The sequence below is a fragment of the Actinosynnema sp. NPDC050801 genome (genome assembly GCF_040673975.1).
In the GTDB taxonomy this organism is placed as follows: Bacteria; Actinomycetota; Actinomycetes; order Mycobacteriales; family Pseudonocardiaceae; genus Actinosynnema.
On record NZ_JBFAQZ010000007.1, the window covers coordinates 228,732 to 255,521 of the forward strand.

At 73.1% G+C, this 26,790-nt stretch carries 27 protein-coding genes; 12 read left to right on the top strand and 15 right to left on the bottom strand.

Annotated elements, in window-relative coordinates; all coding sequences use genetic code 11:
- Window positions 1-22: 22 nt before the first annotated feature.
- Entirely contained in the window at window positions 23-766 is a 744-nt protein-coding gene (locus AB0K14_RS18355; protein ID WP_360452544.1) for a hypothetical protein, read from the bottom strand.
- A 65-nt stretch (window positions 767-831) separates the two neighbouring features.
- On the opposite strand from AB0K14_RS18355, the gene AB0K14_RS18360 reads away from it, so the two are divergent.
- Both AB0K14_RS18360 and AB0K14_RS18365 read left to right on the top strand, forming a co-directional pair.
- Entirely contained in the window at window positions 832-1,044 is a 213-nt protein-coding gene (locus AB0K14_RS18360) for a helix-turn-helix domain-containing protein (protein WP_077010893.1), read from the top strand.
- Window positions 1,041-1,577: a Clp protease N-terminal domain-containing protein gene (locus AB0K14_RS18365; RefSeq protein WP_360452546.1), complete on the top strand. Its 537-nt coding sequence runs from the start codon at window positions 1,041-1,043 to the stop codon at window positions 1,575-1,577. Before AB0K14_RS18360 ends, AB0K14_RS18365 begins: the two co-directional genes overlap by 4 nt.
- Here the strand turns inward: AB0K14_RS18365 and AB0K14_RS18370 are convergent.
- Entirely contained in the window at window positions 1,546-2,175 is a 630-nt protein-coding gene (locus tag AB0K14_RS18370; RefSeq protein WP_360452548.1) for a hypothetical protein, read from the bottom strand. The genes AB0K14_RS18365 and AB0K14_RS18370 overlap by 32 nt on opposite strands.
- Window positions 2,176-2,236: 61 nt before the next feature.
- Between AB0K14_RS18370 and AB0K14_RS18375 the strand changes: the two genes are divergently transcribed.
- Window positions 2,237-3,697: a PLP-dependent aminotransferase family protein gene (locus tag AB0K14_RS18375; protein ID WP_360452550.1), complete on the top strand. Its 1,461-nt coding sequence runs from the start codon at window positions 2,237-2,239 to the stop codon at window positions 3,695-3,697.
- A 761-nt stretch (window positions 3,698-4,458) separates the two neighbouring features.
- Here the strand turns inward: AB0K14_RS18375 and AB0K14_RS18380 are convergent.
- The 8 genes from AB0K14_RS18380 to AB0K14_RS18415 form a co-directional block, all read right to left on the bottom strand.
- Window positions 4,459-5,433, bottom strand: coding sequence for a hypothetical protein (locus tag AB0K14_RS18380; protein WP_360452552.1), 975 nt, complete (start codon window positions 5,431-5,433; stop codon window positions 4,459-4,461).
- A gap of 321 nt (window positions 5,434-5,754) precedes the next feature.
- Window positions 5,755-7,368 carry a CHAT domain-containing protein gene (locus tag AB0K14_RS18385; RefSeq protein ID WP_360452554.1) on the bottom strand — a complete coding sequence of 538 codons (1,614 nt, stop codon included), beginning with the start codon at window positions 7,366-7,368 and terminating at the stop codon, window positions 5,755-5,757.
- A complete protein-coding gene (locus tag AB0K14_RS18390; RefSeq protein ID WP_360452556.1) occupies window positions 7,365-7,787 on the bottom strand; it encodes a hypothetical protein in 423 nt (140 codons plus the stop codon). The genes AB0K14_RS18385 and AB0K14_RS18390 overlap by 4 nt, the downstream gene beginning before the upstream one ends.
- Window positions 7,784-8,323, bottom strand: coding sequence for a sigma-70 family RNA polymerase sigma factor (locus tag AB0K14_RS18395; protein ID WP_360452558.1), 540 nt, complete (start codon window positions 8,321-8,323; stop codon window positions 7,784-7,786). Before AB0K14_RS18395 ends, AB0K14_RS18390 begins: the two co-directional genes overlap by 4 nt.
- 88 nt (window positions 8,324-8,411) lie before the next feature.
- Complete coding sequence (locus AB0K14_RS18400) at window positions 8,412-10,589, bottom strand: FtsX-like permease family protein (protein WP_360452560.1); 2,178 nt, start codon at window positions 10,587-10,589, stop codon at window positions 8,412-8,414.
- 181 nt (window positions 10,590-10,770) lie between these two features.
- Window positions 10,771-13,068, bottom strand: coding sequence for an FtsX-like permease family protein (locus tag AB0K14_RS18405; protein WP_360452561.1), 2,298 nt, complete (start codon window positions 13,066-13,068; stop codon window positions 10,771-10,773).
- Window positions 13,065-13,775, bottom strand: coding sequence for an ABC transporter ATP-binding protein (locus tag AB0K14_RS18410; protein ID WP_360452563.1), 711 nt, complete (start codon window positions 13,773-13,775; stop codon window positions 13,065-13,067). The genes AB0K14_RS18405 and AB0K14_RS18410 overlap by 4 nt, the downstream gene beginning before the upstream one ends.
- Window positions 13,772-14,296: a PadR family transcriptional regulator gene (locus tag AB0K14_RS18415; protein WP_360452565.1), complete on the bottom strand. Its 525-nt coding sequence runs from the start codon at window positions 14,294-14,296 to the stop codon at window positions 13,772-13,774. The genes AB0K14_RS18410 and AB0K14_RS18415 overlap by 4 nt, the downstream gene beginning before the upstream one ends.
- A gap of 152 nt (window positions 14,297-14,448) precedes the next feature.
- Between AB0K14_RS18415 and AB0K14_RS18420 the strand changes: the two genes are divergently transcribed.
- Window positions 14,449-14,985: a CGNR zinc finger domain-containing protein gene (locus tag AB0K14_RS18420; protein WP_360452567.1), complete on the top strand. Its 537-nt coding sequence runs from the start codon at window positions 14,449-14,451 to the stop codon at window positions 14,983-14,985.
- 10 nt (window positions 14,986-14,995) lie between these two features.
- Here AB0K14_RS18420 and AB0K14_RS18425 read toward each other — a convergent pair whose 3' ends face one another.
- Window positions 14,996-16,201: a DUF445 domain-containing protein gene (locus AB0K14_RS18425; RefSeq protein ID WP_360452857.1), complete on the bottom strand. Its 1,206-nt coding sequence runs from the start codon at window positions 16,199-16,201 to the stop codon at window positions 14,996-14,998.
- Between the two features lie 80 nt (window positions 16,202-16,281).
- Between AB0K14_RS18425 and AB0K14_RS18430 the strand changes: the two genes are divergently transcribed.
- Window positions 16,282-17,454: a pyridoxal phosphate-dependent aminotransferase gene (locus AB0K14_RS18430; protein WP_360452569.1), complete on the top strand. Its 1,173-nt coding sequence runs from the start codon at window positions 16,282-16,284 to the stop codon at window positions 17,452-17,454.
- On the opposite strand, the gene AB0K14_RS18435 is transcribed toward AB0K14_RS18430, so the two are convergent.
- The gene (locus AB0K14_RS18435; RefSeq protein ID WP_360452571.1) at window positions 17,434-19,371 is read right to left on the bottom strand and encodes an NACHT domain-containing protein; all 1,938 of its coding nucleotides are present in this window, start codon (window positions 19,369-19,371) and stop codon (window positions 17,434-17,436) included. The genes AB0K14_RS18430 and AB0K14_RS18435 overlap by 21 nt on opposite strands.
- A 73-nt stretch (window positions 19,372-19,444) precedes the next feature.
- On the opposite strand from AB0K14_RS18435, the gene AB0K14_RS18440 reads away from it, so the two are divergent.
- Window positions 19,445-20,086, top strand: coding sequence for a zf-TFIIB domain-containing protein (locus tag AB0K14_RS18440; RefSeq protein WP_360452573.1), 642 nt, complete (start codon window positions 19,445-19,447; stop codon window positions 20,084-20,086).
- A 118-nt stretch (window positions 20,087-20,204) separates the two neighbouring features.
- Here AB0K14_RS18440 and AB0K14_RS18445 read toward each other — a convergent pair whose 3' ends face one another.
- Window positions 20,205-21,329 carry a methyltransferase domain-containing protein gene (locus tag AB0K14_RS18445; RefSeq protein ID WP_360452575.1) on the bottom strand — a complete coding sequence of 375 codons (1,125 nt, stop codon included), beginning with the start codon at window positions 21,327-21,329 and terminating at the stop codon, window positions 20,205-20,207.
- A 101-nt stretch (window positions 21,330-21,430) separates the two neighbouring features.
- Between AB0K14_RS18445 and AB0K14_RS18450 the strand changes: the two genes are divergently transcribed.
- The 5 genes from AB0K14_RS18450 (at window position 21,431) to AB0K14_RS18470 (ending at window position 24,228) form a co-directional block, all read left to right on the top strand.
- Window positions 21,431-21,913, top strand: coding sequence for a helix-turn-helix transcriptional regulator (locus AB0K14_RS18450; RefSeq protein WP_360452577.1), 483 nt, complete (start codon window positions 21,431-21,433; stop codon window positions 21,911-21,913).
- A gap of 5 nt (window positions 21,914-21,918) precedes the next feature.
- Window positions 21,919-22,608, top strand: coding sequence for a hypothetical protein (locus AB0K14_RS18455; protein ID WP_360452579.1), 690 nt, complete (start codon window positions 21,919-21,921; stop codon window positions 22,606-22,608).
- 115 nt (window positions 22,609-22,723) lie between these two features.
- Complete coding sequence (locus tag AB0K14_RS18460; protein WP_360452858.1) at window positions 22,724-23,008, top strand: DUF2516 family protein; 285 nt, start codon at window positions 22,724-22,726, stop codon at window positions 23,006-23,008.
- Complete coding sequence (locus AB0K14_RS18465) at window positions 23,005-23,664, top strand: alpha/beta hydrolase (protein WP_360452581.1); 660 nt, start codon at window positions 23,005-23,007, stop codon at window positions 23,662-23,664. The genes AB0K14_RS18460 and AB0K14_RS18465 overlap by 4 nt, the downstream gene beginning before the upstream one ends.
- 9 nt (window positions 23,665-23,673) lie before the next feature.
- Window positions 23,674-24,228 (top strand): type 1 glutamine amidotransferase domain-containing protein, encoded by a 555-nt coding sequence (locus AB0K14_RS18470; RefSeq protein WP_360452583.1) that lies wholly within the window; start codon window positions 23,674-23,676, stop codon window positions 24,226-24,228.
- Between the two features lie 55 nt (window positions 24,229-24,283).
- Here the strand turns inward: AB0K14_RS18470 and AB0K14_RS18475 are convergent, their stop codons facing one another.
- Window positions 24,284-25,042, bottom strand: coding sequence for a TipAS antibiotic-recognition domain-containing protein (locus tag AB0K14_RS18475; protein ID WP_360452585.1), 759 nt, complete (start codon window positions 25,040-25,042; stop codon window positions 24,284-24,286).
- A gap of 71 nt (window positions 25,043-25,113) precedes the next feature.
- Here AB0K14_RS18475 and AB0K14_RS18480 point away from each other — a divergent pair, with 71 nt between their 5' ends.
- Complete coding sequence (locus AB0K14_RS18480; protein WP_360452587.1) at window positions 25,114-25,662, top strand: YbaK/EbsC family protein; 549 nt, start codon at window positions 25,114-25,116, stop codon at window positions 25,660-25,662.
- Here the strand turns inward: AB0K14_RS18480 and AB0K14_RS18485 are convergent.
- Window positions 25,659-26,738 carry a hypothetical protein gene (locus AB0K14_RS18485; RefSeq protein WP_360452589.1) on the bottom strand — a complete coding sequence of 360 codons (1,080 nt, stop codon included), beginning with the start codon at window positions 26,736-26,738 and terminating at the stop codon, window positions 25,659-25,661. The genes AB0K14_RS18480 and AB0K14_RS18485 overlap by 4 nt on opposite strands.
- Between the last annotated feature and the right edge of the window lie 52 nt (window positions 26,739-26,790).

The following is a 26,790-nucleotide window of genomic DNA, read 5'->3' on the forward strand; positions in this document are numbered from 1 at the left end:
CGCCAGGTGCGAGGGGCTTTTCTCATTTCCCGGCGGTGAATCTGATGACCGCCAGCGCCTGGTCGTCGTGCACTTTCGCCCGCGGCCACTTCGTGCGATCCGGATCGCCCTCTTCCGCCACGCGGATCTCGTCCAGCACCGCTTCCGGTCCATTTTCCGACGTGATGTGCAACACGGTCGACCAGTCCGCGAACAAGCCGTAGTCGTCCACGCCGCACGAAACGCCGTCGGTCGCCATCACCACGGCCCGGACCCGGTCACGCGGCCAACTCGCCCGGACGGCCCGGTGCGCGGCGGCCGGGTCCGCCTCGGCCACCCACCAGCCGTGCTCCCGGTTGCGCCAGTCGGTGATCCGCTCCACCTCGCCGCGCAGGTCGCGCAGCCGGGTGTCGGCGACGACCTCCGCGCCCGCGTCGGTGAACACCACGACCGGGCTGTCCGCGAGCACCAGCACGTCGACGTCGGTGTCGGTCCAGCGCGTGATCGCGACCGTGCTGGACGGGGAGTGCCCCGGGACCAGGCCGTGCTCGGCGGCGAGGCGTCCGATGGCGGCGGCGAGGTCGTCGGCCAGGTCGCCGTCGAGCGCGGTCAGCTCCCCGGCCAGGTGGCGGGAGTGCCAGCCGCCGTCGCGGGCACGGGGGGTCGGCGAGGTCGCGCCGTCCAGCAGCACCACGGCGTTCGGCAGTCGGACGATGCGGTCCTCGGTGGGGCGGGGCAGGCCGTCACGGCCCACTCCGGCCCGTTCGGCGGTGGTGATCTCCGGCATCGGCACCGAGCCTAGCGCGTCAACTTGGGTTGACAAGTCGGCGATTGTCAACCAAGGTTGACGGCATGACGGAGGCAACAGAGCTCGCCTCGGCGGCGGGCGACCAAGACCCCAGGGTCGGACTGCGAGCGGTGAGCGCGCTGCGCCGCCTACTGGAAACGCTCGAAGCCGTGCAGGTGCGCAACGCCCGCGCCCGCGGCTGGTCATGGCAGGAGATCGCGGCCGAACTCGGGGTGACCCGGCAGGCCGTCCACAAGAAGCACGGGGGAGACCGATGATCGGGGAACGGTTCACCAGGGCCGCCCGCCAAGCCGTCCACAACGCCGTGGAACAGGCCGAGCGCCTCGACGCGCCGGAGATCGGGCCCGAACACCTCGCGCTGGCCCTGCTCGACGCGCCGGTGCTGGCCGACTTCGACCTGGCTCGCGACGAGGTCGTCGAGGCGTTCGCGGCCGCACGGCGCAAGGGCGGGCTCAGCGACGCCGACACCGACGCGTTGCGCCGGCTCGGCATCGACGTCGACCAGATCGTGGCGTCGGTCGAACGCACCCACGGCGAGGGCGCGATGGCCGGTTCGCCGACCCGCCGTCGCCGGCGGTTCTTCGGCAACCACCTGCCGTTCACGGCCGCGGCCAAGAAGACGTTGGAGCGCAGCCTGTTCGAAGCGCGTGACCTCGGCCACGGCACCCTGCGCGAGGAGCACATGCTGCTCGCGCTGCTGGCCGGGCGCGGGCTCGTGGCCGAGGTGCTGGAGGCGCGTGGCGTGACCTACGTGGAGGTCAGGAAGCGGGCCGCTCGCGCACCCAGGTGACCAGCGGGAGGAACGCCTGGGTCAGGGGGCCGATGCCGACCGCGTAGAGGACGGTGCCCACGCCGATCGTCCCGCCGAGCAGCCAGCCGATCCCCAGCACGACGACCTCCACCACCGTCCGCACCAGGCGCAACGAGGTCCCGGTCCGCGCGCAGAAACCGGTCGTCAGGCCGTCGCGCGGGCCGGGGCCGAGGCGGGCGCCGATGTAGACGGCGGCGGCCAGGCCGTTCAGCACGATGCCGGCCACGAGGAACACGATGCGCGGCAGGAGTTCGGTCGGGTGCGGCAGGAGGAACAGGGAGACGTCCACCGCGACGCCGATGACGACCACGTTGCTGACCGTGCCGACGCCGGGTTTCTGCCTCAGCGGGATCCAGCAGAGCAGGACCACGGCGCCGACGAGGGCGGTGATCAGGCCGAACGACAAGCCGGTGATCTTGGTCAGGCCCTCGTGCAGCACGTCCCACGGGTCCAGGCCCAGGGTGGCGCGGATCTGCAGCGCCATGCTCGCGCCGTAGAGCCAGAGGCCCGCCAGCAGTTGGGGGACGCGGCGCAGGGGCGAGACGGTGACGGAGACCTGGGTGAGTGCGGCGAGCATGTGGCCATCCTTCGTGGTGATTGGCCTTGTATTCCAGGTCCAATCGGCAATAATTGGCCTTATGAACCTTGACGTCCCACCGGGTGGACGCATATCGGGCTTCCGCCTGGCCCGATTGCTCGGCGAGTGGCGCCGTCGTGGCGCACGTCACGGCTCGGCGGACCTGGCCGCGGCGATCCGGATGCTGGTGCTCGACGGCCGGTTGCCCGCCGGCACCCGGTTGCCCGCGGAGCGCGAGCTGGCCGAGGTGCTGCCGGTGAGCCGCACGATGATCACCGCGGCGTTGGACCAGCTGCGTTCGGAAGGGCTGGTCGCCAGCCGGCGCGGGGCCGGAACGTGGATCAGCCTGCCCACGGGGATGATGGGCGTGGCCCCGGACACGCCGCTGGTGGGGCACAGCATGGTCGACTTCGCCCGCGCCGCACCGCCCGCGCTGCCCGGTGTGCTGGCGGCGTTCGACCAGGTGCGGCGGTACCTGCCGGAGCACCTCGCCGATCACGGTTACTACGAGCACGGCCTGCCTGAACTGCGGAAACGCATCGCGGAACGGTACGCGGCGCGGGGTCTGCCGACGTCACCGGACCAGATCGTGATCACCAGCGGCGCCCAGCACGCCCTCGCGTTGACCCTGCGCCTGTTCACCGGTCCGGGTGACCGGGTGCTGGTGGAGCAGCCCAGCTACCCGAACGCCCTGGACGCGATCAAGGCCGTCTCCGCGATCCCGGTGCCGGTCGCGATGACCGACACCGGCTGGGACCTGCCCGGAATCGCCGCGGCGATGCGCCAAGCCGCACCGCGCATGGCGTACGTGGTCGTGGACTTCCACAACCCCACCGCGCACCGCCTCGACGCCGAGGGTCGCGCCGAACTGGCCGACACGGCCCGCCGCGCCCGCACACCGCTGGTGGTGGACGAAACGGTGGTGGAGCTGGACCTGGACGGCGACCCCCTCGACGGCCCGCCGCCGGTGGCGAAGTTCGCCGACGACCTGGTCGTCACCCTGGGCTCGGCCAGCAAGTCCCACTGGGGCGGCCTGAGGGTCGGCTGGATCCGCGCGTCACCCGAGGTGGTCCACCGCCTGATCTCCACCCGCACCGCGCTCGACCTCGGCTCCGCGGTGGTCGAGCAGCTGGTCCTGGCCGAACTCCTGGCCGACCCCGATCCGGCGCTGCGCGAACGGCGGGCGCAGCTGGCGGCGCAACGCGACGTGCTCGTCGAGGGCCTGCGCGAGCACTGCCCGACTTGGCGCTTCCGCCGGCCCGGTGGTGGGCTCAGCCTGTGGTGCGAGCTGGATGCGCCGGTGAGCACCCGCATCGCGGTGGTGGCGCAGAACCACGGCATCCGCCTGGCGCCGGGTTCCCGCTTCGGCGTCCACGGCGGCTTCGAGCGTTGGCTGCGCCTGCCGTTCGTCCAGCCGGCCGACGTCCTCCGCGACGCGGCTCGTCGGCTGGGGCTCGTCGCGGCGTCGGTGGCAGGTAGCGGGATGTCCGACGCGGCCGATCTCGACGTGCCGGTCGCCTGACCGTTCAGCCGGTCCCGGGTCGGTCCCGTCCCGATGTCAGGCCGGGGCTGAGGGTCAGGGTGAAGGCGGCGGGCCGGAGCTGGGGGCCGGGGCCGGAACGGGGCGAGGCGGCGGACCCGGGGTCAGGGCGGCGGGCCGGGGCGGGGCGAGGGCGGCGGGCCGGGTGAGGGCGGCGGGCCGATGAGGGCGGGCTGGAGGTGAGATGCCAGCGCTGGGGTTGGGGTTCCGGCGGCGGGGCGGAGTGCCGGCGGCGGGGCGGGGGGAGGTGCGGGCGGTGGGGTTGGGTGCCAGCGGCGGGGCGGGCTGGGGTGAGGTGCCGACGGTGCGGCGGGGTGGGGTGCTGGCGTTGGGGTGGGTGGTTGGGGACGTGGGGGGTGGTTGGCGGCGGTCCTCTTCGTTTAACCGAGTGGCGGTAACGGTGTTTCCGTACATATTCGGGCGATGATCACCCGATTGTGTGACCGAGGCCGTCGGGGGCCGGCGCAGCCCCTCGTTGAGCCGGGCACCCCGACGGCTGTACGTGGACCTGCGGCGGGGACGCTCCAGGGATTGGCGTCCCCTGCCGCAGGTTCCCGTGCGGTCCCAACGCTCGCGGGGGCAGCGCGGCGACGGGACCTTGCCCGTTCCTGCCAGGGCGCGGTTGGCAGGACGGGAGTCCTGGGGTCGTGCGGGAATGCGGGAGTGACGTGCGAGAAACGAGAAACGACCTGGTCAGACGGTGTGCAATCGCGCGTGCTCAGGGCACACGGATCCTGTCCGACTCAGTCGGGTGACGTGCTGGGCAGCCCTGGAATGCTGCCTGGGGACCGTCCGTCGTCCCCTCGCTCGGCCGACCACGCGGTCAGCGGCTTCGGGTTCGACTGGCCGGTCAGCGACGCGAGCAGGCCACCTCGGTGGCCACCGCCGCTGTCCGCGCTGCCCGAGGACGCCGTCGGCGCGCTGGGCGCGGGCGCCTGCTTCGGCGTCGGCGCGGGGGCGCTCGGACCCGGCACCTCCCAGACCACCTCGGTGTTCGGGGTGATCTGGGAGGCGGCGGGCGAAGCCTGGGTCGGCCTGGGCGCGAACGGCAGCACGTCCACCCGCGCCGGGGCCACCTCGACCGGTGCCGGCGGCACCGCGGGTGCGGGAGACTGGGCGGCCGCGCGGGCGGCGGCCTTCGCGGCCACCTTCGCCTCGTACATCGGGGTGGGCATGGTGTTGGACACCGTGCCCGAGTGGCTGTAGCCGGCCGAGTAGCCGTAGCTGCCGTAGCCATCGGAGCCCGAGTAGGCGTCCGTGCCCGAGTAGGGGTCCGCGGACGAGTAGGGGCCCGAGTACGAGACGTCCGGGAACGGGTAGCGGTCGCCGCTCGGGTCGGGCATGGCGGTCGACGGGCGGGTGAGCACCCCGGTGGCGGTGAAGTCCACCGCGAACACCTCGATCACCGAGACCGACGGCGAGCCGATCGACGGTGACCCGATCAGCGGTGACCCGGACGGCTGAGGCGCGGTGGTGATGGACAGGAACGGGACCACGCGCTGTGGCACCGCGTCGGCGAGCAGGTCGGCGGTGGTCGCCTCCTGCTCGCCGAGCGTCACGTTCACCGTGTCGAGCGTCTGCGCCAACTCGTCCGGGTGGTCTTCGGCCGCCGACGCCACACCTGCGCACACCAACCACGCCGCCGTTGCCAACCCGCCCACGGCGAGTGTCCGGAGCAGCAGCGATCCGCCGCGCGGCGTCGCGAAGGGACTTGCCACCGTGGATCACCACCGTTCCGGGTAAGGCGAACGGGACGGACCGTTCGAGGGCGACGTTCTGCTATGTCTAGCACTGGTATCCGCATTTTCGAACGTTCTCCGCCGGAACCCACTCGGAAGGGCGGTGCCGTGCGGCTGTCCGTGTTGTCCACACGGTCTCCGAACACAGTCCGTCGTGTCCACCTGATGGTGTGATGGGCCTGATTGTCCGTTGTGGACGCGGGCTCGGCGTCCGGTGTGGACGTCTGACCCGGCGGCTTTGGCCCCAAAGGTCTATGTAACCCGTTCGAGCGTCCCTCGATGGGTGACGCGGGTACCCGGTCATCCCGAGCCCACGCAGACGAAGCCCAGGTCACCGTGCCGGGCCTGTGCGTCCGCAAGCGCTTGCGCGGGCTGTTCCAGGTTCGCGTGCAGGTCCACCATCAGGTCGACCACCCGGTCGTCCGGCACCGCGCGCACGCTCTCCACGACCACCCGCGCACCGCGCCGCAGCAACACGCTCGCCAACCCCGATTCGCACGCCGAGAGCACCACCACCGAAGGCACCCGCGTCAAATCGTCGAGTTCATACCCGTGCAGCGGCCCGTCCCCCAATTGCAGATACGAGAACAATTCGTTTTCCCGGCCTTGTCGAACACCGTGAGCGGCGATGTGCGCGACATCCGCGTCCACCATTCCCCGCAACGCCCCGCCCACGGTGGAACGGATCCGCCCACCGTGCGCCTCGCGCAACGCCTCGACCTCCCGGTGCGCGTGCAGCAGCGACGGCCCGGCCACCCAGAGGCGGTCCGCCAGCGCCAACGGCCGGGTGTCGGCCCGGTGCCAGCAACTCGCCGACGGCGCCACCGAGATCGCCCGACCGCGCCCGGACGGCAGCGCGGCCCACGGCATCCGCGCCAGTTCCGGGCTCGGCACGACCACCAGCGGACGGTCGCCGGCCGGCCGCAACAGGCGGTCCAGGTCGGCCACCGCGTGCGGCGCGTCGGCCAGCGACAGCGAGCGGACGTGCCGTGCGGCGGTCCGGGCCTCGCCGAAGTCGTGGAGCCTGACCCGGCGACCGACCACGGACACCGCGAACAACCGCTCGCGGTGGCTGATGAAGACCAGCAGCGCCCGGTCGCCCAGCGCGTCCACCACGTCGTTCAGCGCCACGGCCGGTCGGCCGGAGGCCGGTGTCGAGCGCGCGAGCCCGTGGAGCTCGCGTTCCAGCCGTGCGATCCGGTCCCGGTCGCCCTGCACGCGGGCGAGGCGCAGCTCGGCCCGCGCCCGCGCGACCTCGGGCGCCGGCTGCGTCGGATCGGCGGGCCTGCGTTCGTTCCAACGCCACGCCGATCGGGCGTCCGAGCTGGTCAGGGCATGGTCGAGGGCGATGTCCACCAGGTCTCCACGGGTGTCGGGGTCGTGTCGGGCCAGCCCTGCCCGGCACGCGGCCACGGCGTCACGTCGGGTCGGCGCGAGTCGGGCGCGGGCCAGCCAGCCGATGGCCCTGGACCGGGACGTCCCCCGGTCGCGGCGCGCGGCCGCCTGCTCGGGCGCGTGCCGGAGCCGCAGCTCGGCCGCGTCGTCGGGGAAGCCGTGCCGGTCGCACGCGTCGGCCACCTCGATCGGCGAACCGGGAGCACCGGCGAGCAGGGCCACCGCGCGGGCGGCCGGCACCGACGACGGCCGGTTCACGCCGAGGAACAGGTCCTCCGCCTCGGCGGCCAACGCCCGTGCGGCGGGGAAGTCGCCGTGCCGCAACGCACACCGCGCGGCGAGCAGCAGCGCTTCGGGCAGCCGTGAGCCCACCGCGGGCCGCAGGAGCACGTCGGCCTCCCGCACGAGACCGGTGTCCAGCAGGGCTTCCGCGCGTCTGACCAGGGCCAGCGAACGGTCGGACGTGATGCGGCCCCGGGGTGTCATGCGGTCGCGCGGCGCCGTCCGGCGGGGCGTCATGCGACGAACCACGGCGTGGCCTGGTCGCGGCTCGTGCCCCGCAGCACGAACCGGACCGGCCCGAACGGCACCCGCTCCACGTGGAACCAGCCCGCCTCGTCCACCGCCGCCGTCACCTGACCTCCCGGCCAGCGCGCCACCGCGACGACACCGGCACGCGTCAGCCCGGTGACGTGCAGACCGCCCGCGAGGTGGTCGAGCCGCAGGTCGAGGCCGGTGAAGGTGACCCGGCGCGTGCCGCCGCGACCGCGCATGCCGGGCGGGTCGACGCGGACCGAGTCGGACAGCAGCCGCAGCGCGGCCGCGTCGGTGCGTTCGACCAGCGCGGCATGCGCCCGGACGGCGAGCGCCTCGGGTGTCGGGTCGAGGTCGTCCACCAGGTGGGCCAGGGCGTCGAGCAGTTCCCGGTCGTCGGTCACCGGGCCACCTCCACGCCGAGGCGGCGGCGCAGCACGGCCAGGCACCGGCCGCGGGTGGCGCCCAGGCTGTTCACCGGCACCCCGACGGCCTCGGCGACCTGCGTGAACGACAGCTCCGGCGCGAACGCGGCCAGCCGCAGGATCTCCCGGCAGCGGTCGGTCAACGTGGCGTACGCCCGCCACAGCCCGGCGTCACGCGCGACCGCCACGTCCTCCGGCGTCGGTCCGTCGTCGGGCGCTTCCCACAGGTCCAGCGGCGCTTCCCGGCCGCGCAGCCGCAGCACGGTCAGCGTCTCGCGCCGGGTGGTCGTGACCAGCCACGCGCCCAGCCGCTCCGGGTGGCGGATGCGGGACAGGTTCTCGGCCAGCGCCAGCCAGGTGGCCTGGCAGACGTCGGCCGCGTCGTCCGGTCCCAGCCGGTGCGACCGCGGCACCGCCCAGACCAGGCGCGCGTACCGGCGGACTACCTCGTGCCACGCCGCGGCGTCACCGCGGCGGGCGAGGGTCAGCAGCTCAGTGTTCGTCCGATCATGCATGCTCCTTGAGAGCACCCGGTCTGACCTGGGGATACCGGTGCCGCCCGATGGTGTGGTCGGGGGAACCGGCGCCGCTTCCCGTGCGTCGCTACTCGGTTCGCAGGCTCGCCGGCCGGATCGCCGAACGCAGCGCGGGCAACGTGCACAGCGCCACCACGAGCACGACGACCGCCGCGGCGGCGACCGTCGTGGCGATCTCGGACCAGTCGACCCGGAACCGCCCGGCGGGTGCCACGAGCCACGCGGTGCCCAGGCCGATCGGGATGGCCAGGCCGATGCCCACCGCCGCGGGCACCGCCGACTGCCACAGCGCGGACACCGCCAGCACCTTCGGCGGCACGCCGTTCGCGGCCAGCACGGCGGTGGGCCGGCGGCGTTCGAAGACCTGGTCCACGGCCGCCGCCGCGAGCCCGATCACGGCCAGCAGGGTGAGCAGCACCGACCCGCCGATGACACCGCTGCGCAGGGACGTGAACAGCTCGACCTGCCCGGCCTCGGCCTGCCGGCGCAGCGTCACTCCCCGGTCGGCGCGTCCGATGGCGGCCAGCAGGCGGTCGCCGAAGGACTCGTCCGGGTCGCCGCGCACGACGAGCTCGGTCGGCGGCACGGCGGCCAGCACCGGATCGGCCCCGCCCGCCACGACGAGGCCGGACAGGTCGTCCCGGCCGGCCACCGCCCGGTACTGCGGCACGACCCACGGCCGCCCCTCGACGAGGAGCTCCGTGCCCGGCTCCGGCCCGGCACCGACCAGGTAAGCGGCTCCGTCGACGCAGTCGGTCACCTCCAGGCGTTCGGCGATCTCGGCGCAGTCGGTGCTGGTGATGAGGGTGTCCCTGGTGCCGTGCATGCGCACCTCGCTGACCTCGCGCACCCCGCCGACCAGGGCGATCGCCTCCTCCAGCGGTCGGACCTCGGTGTCGGGGGGCAGGTCGAGCACCCAGCGGTCGGGCGTGTCCGACGGCTGCGCGGTGGTGAACTGGGCCGCCACGCCGAGCAGCACCTGCAACGTCAGCGAACCGGTCAGCACGACCACGACGCCGGCCAGCACGCGGGGCGTGCCCGCGTCGAAGCGGAGGGTGCGCAGGGCCAGCAGCGGTGCGACGCCGTCGGGTTCGAGGCGGTGGGCGACCTGGCCGACCAGCCACGGCAGCACCGCGCCGGTGCCCGCCAGGACCAGCGCGATGCCCAGCCCGAGCCCGACGGCCAGGCGCGCGTCGGCCATCACCTGCCAGTAGCCGCCGATCGCGGAGATCACCACGATCAGCACGGCGCCGGCGCCGATCAGCCCGAACCGCCACCACGCGCGGTGCCGCGGCAGTTCGACCGCGCGGGACAGCCCGAGCGGGCCGACGTCCTCGGTGCGCAGCGCGAGCAGGGCGGACACCACCGCGACCACCGGCACGCCCAGCGCGATCAGGGCGCCGAGCAGCGGGTCGGGCAGCAGGTCGGTGGGGAAGAAGCCGACGCCTTCGACCTCGATGAACCGGGCGAGCGGTCGTGCGGCGAAGAACAGCGCCTCGCCGACGAACAGCCCGAGCACCGCGCCGGTCAACGTCTCGCCGCTCGCGATCCAGCGGATCTGCCGGCGGGACGCGCCCACCAGTCGGATCGCGGCCAGGCGTTGGGCCCGACCGGTGGCGCCGAGGCGGGTGGCGACCAGGATGAAGATGCCGAGCGGGACGAGCAGGGCGCTGATCGCGGCCACCATGAGCAGCCGGTAGACCGGCAGCAGGGTCGACGGCGGTTGGTCGCTGCCGAAGCCGGCGGCCTGGTAGGCGTCGTCGAGGTGGGCGTCGGGCAGGCCCGCGTAGAAGATCAGGGACTTCGGCCTGGGCAGGCCCGCGTCCGCGATCACGCCGATGACGCGTTCCGGGAAGCGGGCGCGGACCGAGTCCTCGGTGCGCATCAGGTCGAACAGCTCGGGTGAGACGACCAGTTCGCCCGGTCCGGGTATGCGGCCGACGCCGGGTGGCGCGGGGGCGTCCGGGGTGGTGGCGGCCAGTTCCACGCCGGTGATGCGGCGCCCCTGCCAGGAAACGCTGACGTGGCGTGCTTTCAGGGTCGCGTTCGCTGTCGCCGAGTCGAGGGACGCGGCCTGCACGCGTTGGGACTTCGCTTCCCGGGCGGGGCCGATGGAGGCGGCCAGCAGCAGGACGGTGACGCCGAGGCCCACGCCGGCGGCGGTGAGCGCCAACCTGGCCCACGACGTCCGGCTGCCCCCGACGGCCAGTCGGATGCCGAGGACCAGGTCGGCGGCCCACCTCATCGGAGCGCGTCCCGCGTGCTCCGGCCGCCCCGCGCGGGGACGTGGTGGGGGTGGTGGGGAAATGGGGTCACATCTCCTCAGACGTCTCGGAGCGCCCGGACGTGGCTTCGGCGTGCCGAGTGAGATGGCGTCGCCGCCCCGGGCTTGGGGGCTTCGAGGGGCGGCGACGCCCGCCTCGGACCTACTCCGAACGCAGACCGAGGGCGCCGGTGGCCCGCCGCAGGGACGGCAGCGACAGCAGGGTCACGACCACGACCATCAGGGCGGCGGCAGCGCTGAGCAGGCCGATCCCCGGCCAGTCGAGCACGACCGGCCGGGAGATGATCCGCAGCAGCAGGACCGCCAGCCCGCCGCCCACGGTCACGGCCACGACCAGCGCCAGCAGCAGCGGCACGGCGTTCTGCCAGAGCAGCGACCGGCTCAGCGCGCCGCGCGGGACGCCGCTCGCCGCCAGCACGGCCAGCGGCCGCCTGCGTTCGCGGACCTGCTCCAGCGCCAGCACCAGCAGGCTGGCGCCCGCCAGCAGCAACGTGATCAGCGAACCGGCCAGCAGCGCCTGCCGGATGCTCTGGAACTCCTGCACCCGCTGGGCCACGTCGACCTGGCCGAAGTACGACACGTAGGTGCGCCACGTCAGCGGTGCCAGGGCGTTGCGGACGTGGTCGGCGACGTCCGGCTGGGTCTCGTCCACCTTCACGAGCACCCTGGTGTCGCCTGCCCCGGCCGGCAGGTCCTCGACCAACGACGGCGTCACCAGCAGTCCCGACACCTGCCCGGGACGGTCGTCGGGCACCTCGACGTCGGTGAACGCGGGCACCGTCCACTCCAGGCTCGGCTCCTGCTCCGAGGAGCTCGCGAACACCGCGACCCGTTGGCCCGCCTCGACCTTCGGGTAGCCGGAGCGGTGCGAGGAGGCGGCGGCGAGGTGGAACGCGTCGCCGTCCCGGCAGCTGGGCAGCGCCACCATCGCGGTCAGCGCCTCGCACGTGCCGACCGTCACCGAGTGGTAGTCCTGCGGGCCCGACAGGAACGCCACCGACCGCATCGGGTGCGCCTTCTCGACGCCGGCCGACCGTTCCACCAGGCCCACGGTCTGCGCGGTCATCTCGGGCGTCGACGCCTGGAGGTTCACCACCATGCGGCCCACGTCCGCCTGCGGCGTCGGGTGTTCCATGACCTGGCTCTGCGCGCTGGCCATCACCGACTGCAGCGCGATCCCGCCCGCCAGGACCACGGCCACGCCGCCGACCACGCGTGCCGCCGTGCCGCTCTCCAGCTGCAACCTGCGGATCGCCAGCTGCCACGACGGCGCGCCGCCGCGCAGCCTGCCCACCGCCCGTTCGACGACCCACGGCAGCAGCACCGGGATGCCCAGCAGCAGCAGGATGATGCCGCCGATCACGACCTCGGGCGACCCGTCGATCTCCGCGCCGCCGAACGCGCCGGCCTGCGTCAGCAACGCCAGCACGCCGAGCCCGATCGGCACCGTGCGCCACCACAGCACCCGCCGCACCGGCTTCGTCCGGCGCACCACGCCCAGCGGCTCGACCACCGTGCGGCGCATCGCGACGACCGACGTCAGCACCGCCATGACCGGCACCAGCACCACGATCAGCACCGCGAGCGCCGGCGACGGGGTCAGGTCGCTGACGAACACGCTGAGCCCGAGCAGCTGGATGTCCTTCACGAACTGCCGTGCGGCGAAGAACAGCGCCGCGCCGACGACCAGGCCGACGGCCGCGCCGAGCAACGCCTCGCCGGCCGCGATCCGGCGCACCCGTTGCGCGCCGGCGCCGACCAGCCGCAGCGCCGCCAGCCTGCGGTCGCGCTCGGCGCCCGCCAACCGGGTGGTGATGCCCACGAACACCAGCACCGGGAACAGCAGCGCGATCACGCCGACCATGATCAGCAAGGACAGGAGCGGGTCGAGGGTGCGGTCCTGGCGCTCGCCGCCGAACCGGGTGATCGCGCTGGCGGCGTCCTCCTCCACGGTCGCGTCACCGGCGTAGAACTTCAGGTCGTGCGGCGCGTTCAGCCCGGCCTGGCCGATCGTGCCGACCACCCGCTGCGGGAACCGGTCCCGGAGCAGCTCGCCCTCCGGCGCGGCCAGCAGCTCCGCCATCGCGGGCGACACCACGATCTCGCCGTCGCCGGGCACCCTCGACATGCCCGGTGGCACCGGTGCGCCCGGACCGCTCGGCTTGACGAACCGGCCGGTGATCGACTCGCCGCGGTACTCGGTGTTCCAGAAGGTGGAGTACAGCACGTCGCCCGAGGTCGACTCGCCGGTGACGGGCTCGGCGCCGGCCTGCCGATCGGCGCGTTCGGACAGCACCGAGGTCATCGACGACGCGGCGAGCAGCACGGCCACACCGAGGCCGATGCCCGCGCCGGTCAACGCGAGCCGGACCCACGACGTGCGGCCGCCGCCGACCGCCAGCCGCACACCCAGTGCCAGGTCGGAGAACCACCGCCTCACGTGACCGGCTCCATCTCGCGGGACCGGCCGTCGCGGACCACGACCTCGCGGTCGGAGTAGGCCGCAACCCGCGGTTCGTGCGTCACCAGCACCACCGCCGCGTTCGCCTCCTTCGCCGCGGTGACGAGCAACTGCATCACGCGCTCGCCGTTGAGCGAGTCGAGCGCGCCGGTCGGCTCGTCGGCGAACACCACCCGCGGGCCGGTCACCAGGGCGCGTGCCACGGCGACCCGCTGGCCCTGGCCACCGGAGGTCTCGCCGGGGCGCTTGTCCGCCACGTCGGCCACCTCCAGCCGGTCCAGCCACTCGCGGGCCCGGGCCTCGGCGTCCTTGCGCTTGACCGAGCCGAGCCGCAACGGCAGCGCCACGTTCTCCAGGCAGCTCAGCTCGGGCACCAACTGGCCGAACTGGAACACGAAGCCGAAGTCGGTGCGCCGCAACTCGCTGCGCGCGCCGTCGCCCATCGCGCTGAGCTCCACGTCGCGGTAGCGCACCGTGCCGCGGTCAGGCGTGAGGATGCCGGCCAGGCAGTGCAGCAGCGTCGACTTGCCCGAGCCGGACGGCCCCATCACTGCCACCACCTCGCCCGCGCGCACGCTCAGGCCGGCGCCGTCCAACGCGGGCGTCGGGCCGAACGACTTGTGCAGGTCGAGGGCCTCCAGCAGGGGCTGCCCCGCGTCCGCCTCGGTCGTCAGGTCACTGCTCATCGGGTCACCGCCGTCTTGAGTCGGCCGAGGCGCGCGGCGGTGAGCTCCAGCCAGCGCAGGTCGGCTTCGAGGTGGAACAGGGCGTGGTCGCAGATCAGCTGGTCGGCGAGGTCGCCGTCCGCCTTGCGCTTGGTCAGCTCGCGCATCGTGCGCAGGTGGGCGGCGCGCTGGACGTCGAGCACGTCGTCGGCGCTGCGACCGGACAGCAGGGCGAGCACGACCTTCGCGTAGAGCGTGTTCTGCAGGTAGGGCTCCGGCTTCTCCGGCGTGCCCAGCCAGTGCTCCACGTCCGTCACGCCCGCGTCCGTGATCGCGTACCGCTTGCGCTCGGGACCGTCGCCCGCCTCGACGCCCGCCTCCTGGACCAGTCCGTTGCGGAGCAGGCGCGAGAGCGTGGTGTAGACCTGCCCGTAGTGCAGCGGCCGGTCTTGCCCGAAGCGCTCGTCGTAGGCCTTCTTGAGGTCGTATCCGTGCCGCGGACCTTTTTCCAACAGGCCCAGCAAGGTGTGTCCGATCGACATGCCAGGCACTATACACACGATGTATACACACGGTTCATAGCCTGATCGGCGTAGTGGAGCCGCTGGTCCGAACGGGCAGTAGGCCTAACCGATCACGGTTCTTCGACGGTTACTTCGCCACATCGCTTGGCTCCGACGCCTACAGTGGAGGGGTGACTGGTCTGGCGGCCGGCTGGGACCACGCGGCTTTCACGCAGGGTCGAGCCGGCGATGCGGAACACGATGTGGAGCTGCTGCTCGCTTTCCTGAACACCCGAGACCTCGAACTCGGCACGGACGTCTTGGACAGCGCCGCCGCTTGGCGCGCGTGGGTCACCGAGCGCGGCCTGGGCCGGGCGGGTGATCCGCAAGAGGTCCGCGCCGCCCGGGCGTCGCTGCGGGCATCGCTGGGTGAACGGCACGACGGCCCCGATCCCACCCCCGCCGCGGGCCTGGTCCGCGTCGACCTGAGCCACGGCGTGCCGACGATGTCCAGCACCGACGCGCTCGGCGCGGTGCTCGGCGCGGCGGCCCGGCTCGCGGTGCTCGGGTCGTGGGAGCGGTTCAAGATCTGCCAGGCGGACGACTGCCGGTGGGCGTTCTTCGACCGCTCGCGCAACCGCTCGCGCACCTGGTGCTCGATGCAGACGTGCGGCAACCGGGAGAAGGCGCGCAACTGGCGGGAACGACGCGCGCTGAGCGTGACCTGAGCCCGAACGCTCAGGTCACCAGCTGGCTCACGGTGTAGATCACCAGGCCCGCGAGCGCGCCCACGACCGTGCCGTTGATGCGGATGAACTGCAGGTCGCGACCGACCTGCAGTTCGATCTTGCGCGAGGTCTCCTCGGCGTCCCAGCGCTCGACCGTGTCGGTGATCAACGTGGTGATCTCGTCGCGGTAGTTGCTCACCACGTACCCGGCCGCACCTTCGAGCCACCCGTCGACCTTGGCGCGCATCGACTCGTCGCCCACCATCCGCGTGCCGAACGAGATCAAGCCCTCGCGCACCCGCTTGCGCAGCTCCGACGACGGGTCCTCGGCCGCGTCGAGCAGCATCTTCTTCGCCGTGCCCCAGGCCGACCCGATGAGCCGCTGCACGTCCGGGTGCGTCACGAGCTGCTGCTTGACCTGCTCGGCCCGCTGCATGGTCGCCGGGTCGGTGCGCAGGTCGCCGGCGAACTCGATCAGGAACTGGTCCACCGCCAACCGCATCGGGTGGTTGACGTCGGTCTTCACCGCCCACGCGAAGTTCAGCAGCTCGGTGTAGACCTTGTCGCCGAGCATCGAGTCCACGAACTTCGGCGACCACGACGGCGCCCGGTCCGACACCACGCCCATCACCTTGTCGTAGTTGTCCCGCACCCAGTCGTAGGCCCGGTCGCACACCAGGTCCACGAGCTTGTGGTGCGCGCCGTCGGTGAGCACCTGACCGAGCAGCTTGCCCAGCGGCGGGCCCCACGGCTGGTCGACCAACCGCCGCACCAGCGCCTGCTCGACCACGGCCTGCACGTCGTCGTCACGCAGCACGGTCACCGCGCCGCGCACCACGTTGGACAGCTCCGACGTGACCCGCTCGGCGTGCTCCGGCTGCGCGAGCCACTCGCCGAGCCGCCGGCCGATGCCCGCCCGGCGCAGCTTGTCCCGCACCACCGCCTCGGACAGGAAGTTCGTCCCGACGAACGACCCCAGCGCGTCGCCGAAGGTGTCCTTGCGGGTCGGGATGATCGCGGTGTGCGGGATCGGCAGGCCCAGCGGCCTGCGGAACAGCGCGGTCACGGCGAACCAGTCGGCCAACGCGCCGACCATGCCCGCCTCGGCCGCGGCGCGGACGTACCCGACCCAGGCCGGGCCGCCGTCCTCCACCAGCAGGGCCACCAGGAAGATCGCGGTCGCGGCCAGGAAGAACCCGGTCGCCACGAGCTTCATCCGGCGCAGGCCCTGGCGCTTGAGCTGGTCAGCGGGGGTCAGTTGCTCCACGCCGCCATTGTCCGTGAAGATTCGGCGTTGTGCGGGTACCAGCGCTAGTCCCCAGGATGAGGCCGTTCACCTCGACGATCTTCGCCGAGATGACGGCGTTGGCGAACCGGACGGGGGCGGTGAACCTCGGGCAGGGGTTCCCGGACACCGACGGCCCGACCGGGATGCTGGAGGTCGCCAAGGCCTCCATCGACGCCGGGCTCAACCAGTACCCACCCGGCCCCGGGATGCCGGAGCTGCGCCAGGCGATCTCCGAGCACCGCGCGCGCTACGGCACGCACTACGACCCCGACACCGAGGTCCTGGTGACGGTGGGCGCCACGGAGGCCATCGCGGCCGCGTTGCTGGCCCTGGTGGAGCCCGGTGACGAGGTGGTGCTCGTCGAGCCCTACTACGACTCCTACGCGGCGTCGGTGGCGTTGGCCGGGGCGACCCGCCGCACGGTCGGGCTGGTCGAGGAGCCGGGCACCGGGCGGCTCGGGCTGGACGTGGACGCGCTGCGCGCCGCCGTCGGCCCGCGGACCAGGGCGTTGCTGCTCAACTCGCCGCACAACCCGACCGGCACCGTGCTCAACCGCGACGAGCTGGCCGCCGTCGCCGCGCTGTGCGTCGAGCACGACATCGTGGCGATCACCGACGAGGTGTACGAGCACCTGGTGTTCGACGGCCTCGCGCACGTGCCGCTGGCCACGTTCCCCGGCATGGCCGAGCGGACCGTCACGATCTCGGGCGCGGGCAAGTCGTTCAACTGCACGGGCTGGAAGATCGGGTGGGCGTGCGGGCCGGCCGAGCTGATCGGCGCGGTGCGCGCGGCCAAGCAGTTCCTGACCTTCGTGGGCGGCGCGCCGTTCCAGCCCGCCGTGGCGCACGCCTTGCGGCACGAGCTGGGGTGGGTCGAGGACCTGCGCACGTCGTTGCAGGACAAGCGGTCGCGGCTAGCCGACGGCCTGACCGAGGCCGGGTTCGCGGTGCGGCCGAGCGAGGGCACGTACTTCATCACCGCCGACGTCCGCCCGCTCGGGTTCACCGACGGCGCGCAGCTGTGCCGCGAGCTGCCGGGCCGGATCGGCGTGGCGGCCGTGCCGGTGCAGGTGTTCACCGACCACCCCGACCAGTGGCGGCACCTGGTGCGGTTCGCGTTCTGCAAGCGCGACGAGGTGCTGGACGAGGCGATCGTGCGGCTACGCCAGCTCGGCGTCTGACCTCACCTGGGACGGGCGGTCGCCCGCCAACCGGTCCTGCACCAGCGCGTGCCGGAACTGGTAGGCGGCGCCCGCCTGGCGCAGCACGCCGAGCTTGCGCGCGTCCTCCAGGAACACCATCAACTCCCACGGCAGCTTGCCGCGCGCCGCCAGCCAGATCCGCGCCACGGTGAACCACCACCAGCGCAGGTGCAGCACCGACAGCGTGAAGCCGAGCATGAGCCCGCACGCCAGGCCGAGCCCGACCATGCCCGACTGGGTCGGTCCGAACACCAGCCCGGCCGCCGCGCCGAACACCACGGCCAGCACCAGCGACCCGGTCCACACCGCGATCCGGTCGCGCGCCATCGTCCACCGCGGGCTCGACGGGTGGCTCAGCTCCGCGGTGCTGCCCAGCCCGAACCGCAACGCCACCGCCACCGCGATGCCCAGGCCCACCACCAGGCCCGCGGACAGCCCGTACAGCGCGCCGAACACCAGACCCGCCGCCGTGCCGAGCACGCCGCTGACCACCACGAGGCTGCGCCACACGCCCAGCCGCGGCTTCGGCACGCGGTGCCCGGAGGCGTACAGCGCCGCCACCGCCACCGCGAGACCGGCGGCCAGGCCGGTGATCGGTGCCAGCTCCGGCGTGCTCGCGTAGGCCATCAGCCAGGCCACGCCGAACCCGCCGATCAGGCCGAGGGCGACCGCGCCGAGCAGCGCGAGCCACGTGCTGCCGACCGAACGGCGCAGCTCCCACCACCCCAGTTCGCGCACGCCGCGCCGACGCATCTCGGTGGCCAGGAACGCGAGCCAGCGGGCCGCCTTCTCCCGCGGCCAGACCTGGCTCGCCCGGGCCTGGTGCGCCACGCCGCGGTCGCCGAACGCGCCGTTGACCAGCAGGTCCACCAGGTGGTCCTCGATGGCGGGGCGGTCGGGGAACCGGGCGCGGTCCAGCAGCTCGCTCGGCTCGCCGTACCCGTAGACCACGCCCGCCAGCCACACCGCGAGCGGCGTGGACAGCGCCTCGGCCAGCCGTCCGTCCGGCTCGTCGCGCAGGTGCAGGAAGATCGGCTCCCAGCGGGCGGCGGTCACCGGGTCGGACACCGACCTCAGGTAGCCCGCCACCTCCTCCAGGTCCAACGGCTGGAACTCGACGACCTGCGCGCCCGCCACCCGTGCGCCCACCTCGACGAACTCGTCGACCCGGCTGGTCAGCACCAGCGGCTGCGAGCCGGGGAACGCGCGGTTGATGCGGTCCAGCGCGTCGGCGCGCCGCTCGGCCGGGATCTGGTCCAGGCCGTCGAGGACGGGGAACACGCGGCGCTGCTCGACCAGCAGGTCCGCCGCGTAGCTGCCGTACAGCTCGGTGTTGCGCAGCGCCGGGTGGTCCTCGTAGAGCCGCCGGGTCATCCAGGTGCGGACGTCCTCCGCCTCCGGGTTCCAGGTGGACAGCGGCAGCAGCACCGGCACCGGGCCGTCCACGTGGCGGTCAAGCAGGCCGATGGTCAGCATCATTGCCGTCGTGCTCTTGCCCGAGCCGGGTTCGCCGAGGAACACCACGCGCGGGTTGCGCAGGAACGTGCGCACGACCGCGTCGCTGTGCCCGGGCTCGCCGTCGACCGCGCTCCAGTGCAGGTCGAGGACGTTGTCGTGCAGGCCGCGGGCGTGGCACTCCTCGTTCCACTGGGCGTGCAGGGCACGGGCCAGGGCGCTCGCGGCGGCGTCGAGGTTGTCGTCGGTGGCGAGGCCCGCGGCGCGTTTGCGGTGCAGCCACGGGTCCAGCGCGGCGAGCAGCGCCAGGAAGGCGAGGGCGAGGCCGGTCAACCACAGTTCGGGGTCGATGCCGTAGTCGGTGACGAACAGGCCGGCCGCGGCGAGCACGGCGGCCAGCACGCACCCCGTGAGCACGGCCCGCTGGCGGAATCTGGACACCACCGCATCATGACTGACCCATCACGGATGGTGTTGGCGCGGTCACCCCTGTGTCGTGCGTACCCTCGGGTACGTGATCTGTCCGAAATGCCAGGACCTGATGCGGACCATCAGCCGCGGTGCCGTGCACGTCGAGCAGTGCGAGAACTGCAAGGGCGTCTTCCTGGACGGCGGCGAGTTGGAGCAGATCATCGCCGCCGAGCGGGCGCACTACGCGCAGCCCTACCGGCCGGAGGGCGTGCCGCCGTCCGTTCCGGTGCCCGCGCCCATGCCCGTGCCGATGGCCGTGCACGCTCCCGTGCCTGCTCCCGCGTCCGTGCCTGCTCCCGTGCCTGCTTCCGTGCCGGTTGCCGATCCGACGGCGTCCGTGCCGATCGAGGGCACCCTGCCCGTGGACGAAGCCGACCCGACCGGGGGTCCGCCGACCGAGGGCGCGCCGACCGGGGGCGCACCGACTGAGGTCACGCCGTCCACGCCGTCCACCACACCGCCCGCGCCCGCCGCCGGTCCGCCGCCGCCCTACCAGCCGCCGCCCGCCGCGCCGTTCGCCGGCACGCAGCCCGCGGGCGCGCCGCCGCCGTACCAGCCACCGCCGCCGTACCAGCCGCCTCCCGGCACCGCGCCCGCCGCGCCGCCGGTCGCCTACCCGGTCGGGTACCACGACCCGCACTACCCGCGCCGCAAGCGCAGCTTCCTGGAGGAGCTGCTCGACTGAACGGCCCGCGCGCCGTTCTGAGCGTTGAACTCAGGGGTCCTGGACGTAGGACACGCGCGTTCTGAACGTAGGACACGCGCGACGCGGACGTGGGACTCGCGCGGGGTGGAGGTGGGACTCACGGGAGTGGCCAGGTCAGGGTGGTGCCGTCCAGGGCGAAGTGCTGCGCGGTCGGGGTGGCGGTGAAGGTGAACTGGTGGCGTCGCGGTCTGCCCAGCGCGCGCCACTGGCGGTAGGCGGCTTCGGCGACGTCCCACAGCGCACGCGGTCCACCCTGGTCGACGACCGCGCCGCGGTGCCGCACCCAGGAGCCGTCCGGGTGCACGAGGCGGATCGGGTCGGCCGCCACCGCCACCTCGGCCAGCGCGAGACCGGCGAAGAACTCGAAGGCGCTGGACGGGTCCAGCACGCTGCGCGACGACAGCAGCGTCGTCCGGGACGTGTCCGGCTCCGCGGTCAGGGCCTCCAGCAGGGCGTCGTCGGCCCACGCCTGCCGGTGGGCGCGCAGCGGCATGAACCGGCCGTCCTCCAGCAGCACGCGGCCGGTGGCCTGGCCGTCGCGCACGGCCAGCCGCACCAGCCCGGCGCCGATGGGCCGGTTGAGCGTGGTCACGATCAGCCCGCCGGGCGCGGTCTGGTCGAGCCACGCCGCGGGGATGCGTGACACGGCACACGTGCCCAGGACGCGGTCGTAGGGGGCACGTGGCGCGTAGCCCTGCTCGCCGTCGCCCGCCACGCACGTCGGGTCGTGTCCGGCGGCGGACAGCCGGGTCCGCGCCCGCGCCAGCACGCCGGGGTCGACGTCGATCGAGGTCACCCGCGAGTCGCCGAGGACGTGGCCGAGCAGGGCGGCGTTGTAGCCGGTGCCGGTGCCGATCTCCAGCACCCGGTCGCCCGGCGCGACGGCCAGGGCCTCCAGCATGATCGCCATGATCGCCGGCATGCTCGACGAACTGGTGGGTACTCCCGTCACGGCGCCGTGCGCGAGTGCTTGCTCCCACACCCGGTCGTCGCCGTCGAGCTGGGTCACGCAGACGTCGTTGCGGTAGACCAGCGCGAGGTGGTCCGGGTGCTCGGAGGTGACCGGCGCCCAGGCGCCGTCGGGCCGTTGGGCGAAGAAGCCCGGCAGGAAGACGTGCCTGGGTACCTGGCCAAACGCGTCCACCCACCGCGGGTCGTGCAGCACGTCGGCGGCCAGCAGCGAGTCGACCAGCCGGGCCCGCAGGTTCGCCGCAACGTCCACGCGGTCCACGTTAGCGCTGTGGGCGAGCACACGTCCCGATCGCTAGCAGAGCGCTTGCAGCAGCTAGCACCTCCGCGTACCGTCGAACACGGATCGAGGAGGTGCCGCGAAAGTTGGACAAGTCCATCGACGAGGCGGTGGCCGATCTCGGCCGCGACATCGGCGAGTACATCCGCCAGCAGCGCAACACGGCGAAGATCTCGTTGCGGCAGCTGGCCAAGCTCGCCGGGGTCTCCAACCCGTACTTGAGCCAGATCGAGCGCGGGCTGCGCAAGCCGAGCGCGGAGATCCTGCAGCAGATCGCCAAAGGGCTGAGAATCTCGGCCGAGGCGCTCTACGTCGAGGCCGGGATCCTGGAGCAGCGCGAGGGCGGCGCCCTCGCGGACGCCATCGTCACCGCCCCCGACCTGACCGAGCGGCAGAAACAGGTGTTGCTCGACGTCTACGAGTCGTTCCGGCGGGAGAACACCGGCAACAAGAACACCGGCGACCGGAACACCGGGAACCAGGCCGCAGCCGGCGACCAGACCACGCAGCCAGCAGTCAACCAGACCGAGCCGGATCGAAGCCGGTCAGAGGAGTGATCCCGATGCCGAACCTGCCCACCACCGAGGAACTGCGCAAGGCGGGCGAGCAGGCCGTCGCCGCCGCGCGCACGCCGCTGCTCGCCGCCCTGGGCGCCGGTGACCTGGCCGCCAAGGCCGTCATCGAGGCGTTGAACAAGGCCCGCGAGCGCGCCGAGTCCGCCAAGACCGCGGCCGAGACGACCGACCTGCGCAAGGACCTGCGGGACAAGCTGGACCCCGCCGAGCTGCGCAAGGTCGTGGACGCCTACACGCAGTCCGCGCTGAACCTCTACCAGTTCCTCGCCCAGCACGGCGAGGAGGCGCTGGAGAAGCTGAAGACCCAGCCTGGCCTGCAGAAGGCGCTGCACCAGGTCGAGGAGGCCGTCGAGACCGCGCAGAAGCGCACCGGTGCCGCCGCGGCCGACGCCCGCGTGCTGGCCGACGACGTGCTCGGCAAGGTCTCCCGCCGCACCCGCGCGGTCGGCGAGAAGGTCGCCGACGACGTGGACGACGCGAGCGAGAAGCTGGCCGAGACGGTCGTCGAGGTCGGCGGTGACGTCGCCGCCGAGGTGCGCAGCACCACCCGCAAGGCCGCCGCGCCGCGCAAGCCCGCAGCGACGAAGCCGGTCACGGCCACCAAGCCCGCGGCCGCGACGAAGAGCACGGCCACCCGTCCCACCACGGCGAAGAAGCCCACCGACAGCGGCAAGTGACCCGACCGACACGGGGCGTCCACCGAGGGCGCCCCGTTTCGGCTGTACCGCGACCGCAGGACGCACGTACGCTGGAGGCGTGTTGCCACCGTTCCCGGCCTTCAGTCCCCTCTACCTGGACGCCTGGGTCATGTTCGCGGCGTACTACGCCGCGCTGGTCATGGGCGTGTTCGCGTTCGCGCACGCGTTGTCGCAGCGGGCCGACGCCTACACGGCGGCCGAGCGCATGACCAAGCCCGCGTGGCTCGGCATCACCGGCGGCGGCCTGTTCGCTCTGCTGCTGTTCCACCCGTTCACCGCTGGCGCCATGTTCTGGCTCGCCGGGCTGGTCGCGGTCACCGTGTACGTGGTCGACGTCCGGCCCCGGCTGATCGAGGTCCAGCGCGGCCCGCGGTGGTGACGCACCGGAGCTTCGGCTCCGGTGCCCCCGTCACGCTCGTCGGCCACGGCTTGGGCGCGACACCGGGTGAGGCCCGTCTGCCCACGTCTGGGCTGCCCGGCACGAAGGTCGTGGTTACCCTCCCCTCGCACGGCGACGCGCCGGACGCGCCGGAGGGTTACTGGGACTACCGGCGCATCGCCGCCGACCTGCGTGACGTCGCCCGGGAGACCGGCGCGACCAGGGCGATCGGCGTGTCGCTGACGGCGGGGGCGCTGCTGGCGCTGCTCGCCGAGGAACCCGACGCGTTCGACCGCGTGGTGCTGCTGCTGCCCGCCGTGCTGGACGAGCCGAGGCGCGGTCTCGACCGCGAGGAGGCGATCACCGCCGTCGGCGGGCCGCCCGACTACCAGGCGCAACGGCGGCAGGCGTTCGCCCGGCTCGACGGCGCGCTGACCGAGCTGCCCGGCCGGGTCGCGGTCGCCGACCGCGCGGCGTTGGCCCTGGTCACCGCCCCGGTGCTGGTGATCGGCGCGACCGACGACCCGCTGCACCCCGAGGACGTGGCCAAGCAGGTGGCCGCCGCGTTCCCGGCTGGTCGGCTGGAGCTGGTGCCGTCGTGGACGACCCACCGGGGTGACGTCCGCCGGTGGTTGCTCGACTTCCTGCGCGGGTAGCCGAAAGGCATGGCCGAACAGAAGAAGATCGCATTCCTGGTCGACACGGAGGGCATCGAGCAGGTCGAGCTGACCGAGCCCTGGCAGCACGTGGAGAAGGCAGGCGCGGTGCCGAGGCTGCTCGCGCCCAAGCTGGGGCAGGTGCAGGCGTTCGACCACCTGACGCCCGCCGACACGTTCGACGTCGACGTGCCGTTCGCGCACGCCGACCCCATGGACTACGACGCCGTGGTGATCCCCGGCGGGGTGGCCAACGCCGACTTCCTGCGGATGGACCGCGACGCGGTGAGGTTCGTCAAGCAGCACGTGGCCGCGGGCAAGCCGGTCGCGGCGATCTGCCACGGGCCGTGGCTGCTGGTGGAGGCCGACGTGGTGCGCGGGAAGATGCTCACCTCGTTCCCGAGCCTGGCCACCGACATCCGCAACGCGGGCGGTGACTGGTCGGACGAAGAGGTGCGGGTGTGCGACATGGCCGGGTGGACCCTGGTGACCAGCCGCAAGCCCGACGACCTGCCCGCGTTCAACCGCGAGGCGCTCAAGGCGTTCGGGCTCCAGGACCTCTGACACGCCTCCGCGAGGCCCGGGTCCACGGGGATGTGCACCTCCCCGTGGACCTGCTCTACAGGCGTGCCGCGGCGTAGGCCGCGATGGCGTCGCGGACGTACTCCGCCAAGCCCGCGCCGTGCTCGTCCAACTGGTTCTTGAAGTCCGGCGCGTCGGCGTAGAGCTCACCCAGACCGGTGTAGGACTCCCGGTTCGGCGTCCAGCTCCTGGACAACCAGGTGTGGTGCCGGTCGGTCACCTCCAGCGCCCGCGGCGCGTCGGCCGCGACACCGGCGCGGAACACCTCGGCGTAGGCCTGGACGATCGCCCGCCACTCCGCCAGGTACCCGTCGGCGTCGGCCCTGGTCCAGCCCTGCATCCGGCGCTTGCCCTCGTCGATGTGCCGTTGCGCCTGGTCGCCGTAGCGCTCCACCAGCTCCGCCTCGTAGCGGGCCTGGCGGTCGGCGTCGAAGCCGTCGAACAGCTCTTCCATCTTCATCTCGTCACCCCCTTCCAGCTCCTCGATCGTGCGGGAGACGGTCCGCGCCAGCTTCGCCAGCCGCTCCTGCTCGGCGGCCAGCCACCGCGCGTGGTTGCGCAGCACGTCGACCGTCCGGTGCCGCCCGTCCAGGACCTCGGCCACGGTGTCGAGGCCGAGTCCCAGGTCGCGCAGCAGCAGGATCCGCTGGAGCTTGAGCAGCTGCTCGCGCTCGTAGTACCGGTAGCCGTTGCCGCCGATCCACGCCGGTTCGAGCAGGCCGATCGCGTCGTAGTGCCGCAACGTCCGCGAAGTCACCTTCGACATCCGCGCGACCTGCGCGATCGACCAGGCCATGACCGTGCTCCCTCCCTGTGCCGACCACGGTAGGGGTTGACGCAGCGTCAACGTCAAGCGCGGCCGGCAGGATGGTCGGTGTGTGGACCATCGCAGGAACCCTGAACCCTCTGCCCGCGCTCGACCGGCTGGACCTGGTCGCCGACCCGGTCGCCGCCGCGCTCCGGTCGATGGCGGACGGCGCACGGCTCGCGGTCGCGGAGATCGACCCCACGTTGGCGGACACGGCGGAGTTCTGCGCGCACTACGGCTCGCCGCTGGAGGCGTCGGCGAACTGCGTCGTCGTCGCGGGCAAGCGCGGCGACACCATCCGGTACGCGGCGTGCGTCGTGCTGGCGACCACGCGTGCCGACGTCAACGGCGTCGTGCGGCGGCGGTTGGACGCGCGCAAGGCGTCGTTCGCGCCGATGGACGACGCGGTGGCGCTCAGCGGCATGGCGTACGGCGGCATCACGCCCATCGGCCTGCCCGGCGACTGGCCCGTGCTGCTGTCACCGGAGGTGGCCGCCGCGCCGGAGCTGGTGATCGGCAGCGGCATCCGGCGCAGCAAGCTCCTCGTGCCGGGCGAGGTGCTGGCCAAGCTGCCGGGCGCCGAGGTGGTCGAGGGTCTCGCGCGCTAGCCGTACCGCCGCAGGAAGTCGACCGCCTCGTCGGTGTCGTCGGTGACCAGGATCCAGCGCTCGGCGTCACGTCCCCGGGCCAGCCGTTGCACCAGCGGGGCGACCGGGAGCTCGTCGACCCAGAAGTCCTTGCCCAGGAACACCATCGGCGCGGCCGGGCCGACCGAGCCGTAGTGGTTCTGGCAGTAGTCCTGGAAGACCTCCTGCACGGTGCCCGCGCTGCCCGGCGTGTAGATGATGCCGCCGCTGGCCACGGTGAGCAGGCCCTCCTCGCGCACCGAGTTGGCGAAGTACTTGGCGTGCAGCTCGCACGCCGGGTTCGGCGGCTCGTGGCCGTAGAACCAGGTCGGGATGCCGATCGTGCGCGGCCTGCCGGAACCCGTCGAGTCGGACGTCGGCAGGTCGGGCGGGCACGCGGCGATCCAGCGGCCGATGGACTCGGCGTCGCCGCCGAACTTCGGCGCGGTGGCCAGTTCCTTCAACGTCGGCTCGTCCACGCCGATCCGCACGCCGAGCGGCACGGCCTCCATCACGCCCGGCCCGCCGCCGGTCAGCACCGTGAACCCGGCCTCGCCGAGCGCCGCGCCCAACCCCACCGCCCGCCGGTAGCCGTCGGTGTCGCGGCCCAGCGCGTGCCCGCCCATCACGGCCACCGGCCGTTCGGGCAGGGCGTCCGACAACGCATCGGTGATCGCGTGGTCGTGCAGGCGTTCGGCCAACGCGTGCAGCGGGTCGGGGTTGTGTCCCTGCGCCCGGCTGTGCTGGTAGATCAGGGCGTCCGGGGTGTCGGCGTAGGTGATCGGGTCGTCCGGGTCGAACCCGGCGAACAGCTCCGCCGGCGTGTACAGCCGCGACCGGTACACGTCGTAGGGCAGGTCGGGGATGGCGGGGAAGACCAGCGCACCGGCCGCCGCCGCACGCCGTTGGCCGACCGGCGAGAGCGTGCAGCCGAGGAACAGCGCGCCGTCCATCGGCACGCGCAGCTCCTCTTCGCTCAGGTCGAGCCCGACGAGCACGGCGTGCCTCAACTCACCCGCCGCGCGGACCTGGTCGAGGGTGGTGAACTCGGTGCGCACCGGCGCAGCCTACGACGCCGTGCGCGGCGGTGATCGCGACTTCTGCGACCGC

Bases quoted from the DNA above. Each gene is read 5' to 3' on its own strand.
- AB0K14_RS18355 (WP_360452544.1), bottom strand. From the start codon at position 766: ATGCCGGAGATCACCACCGCCGAACGGGCCGGAGTGGGCCGTGACGGC.
- AB0K14_RS18360 (WP_077010893.1), top strand. From the start codon at position 832: ATGACGGAGGCAACAGAGCTCGCCTCGGCGGCGGGCGACCAAGACCCC.
- AB0K14_RS18365 (WP_360452546.1), top strand. From the start codon at position 1,041: ATGATCGGGGAACGGTTCACCAGGGCCGCCCGCCAAGCCGTCCACAAC.
- AB0K14_RS18370 (WP_360452548.1), bottom strand. From the start codon at position 2,175: ATGCTCGCCGCACTCACCCAGGTCTCCGTCACCGTCTCGCCCCTGCGC.
- AB0K14_RS18375 (WP_360452550.1), top strand. From the start codon at position 2,237: ATGAACCTTGACGTCCCACCGGGTGGACGCATATCGGGCTTCCGCCTG.
- AB0K14_RS18385 (WP_360452554.1), bottom strand. From the start codon at position 7,368: ATGACGCCCCGCCGGACGGCGCCGCGCGACCGCATGACACCCCGGGGC.
- AB0K14_RS18395 (WP_360452558.1), bottom strand. From the start codon at position 8,323: ATGCATGATCGGACGAACACTGAGCTGCTGACCCTCGCCCGCCGCGGT.
- AB0K14_RS18400 (WP_360452560.1), bottom strand. From the start codon at position 10,589: ATGAGGTGGGCCGCCGACCTGGTCCTCGGCATCCGACTGGCCGTCGGG.
- AB0K14_RS18410 (WP_360452563.1), bottom strand. From the start codon at position 13,775: ATGAGCAGTGACCTGACGACCGAGGCGGACGCGGGGCAGCCCCTGCTG.
- AB0K14_RS18415 (WP_360452565.1), bottom strand. From the start codon at position 14,296: ATGTCGATCGGACACACCTTGCTGGGCCTGTTGGAAAAAGGTCCGCGG.
- AB0K14_RS18425 (WP_360452857.1), bottom strand. From the start codon at position 16,201: ATGAAGCTCGTGGCGACCGGGTTCTTCCTGGCCGCGACCGCGATCTTC.
- AB0K14_RS18455 (WP_360452579.1), top strand. From the start codon at position 21,919: ATGCCGAACCTGCCCACCACCGAGGAACTGCGCAAGGCGGGCGAGCAG.
- AB0K14_RS18470 (WP_360452583.1), top strand. From the start codon at position 23,674: ATGGCCGAACAGAAGAAGATCGCATTCCTGGTCGACACGGAGGGCATC.
- AB0K14_RS18475 (WP_360452585.1), bottom strand. From the start codon at position 25,042: ATGGCCTGGTCGATCGCGCAGGTCGCGCGGATGTCGAAGGTGACTTCG.
- AB0K14_RS18480 (WP_360452587.1), top strand. From the start codon at position 25,114: ATGGTCGGTGTGTGGACCATCGCAGGAACCCTGAACCCTCTGCCCGCG.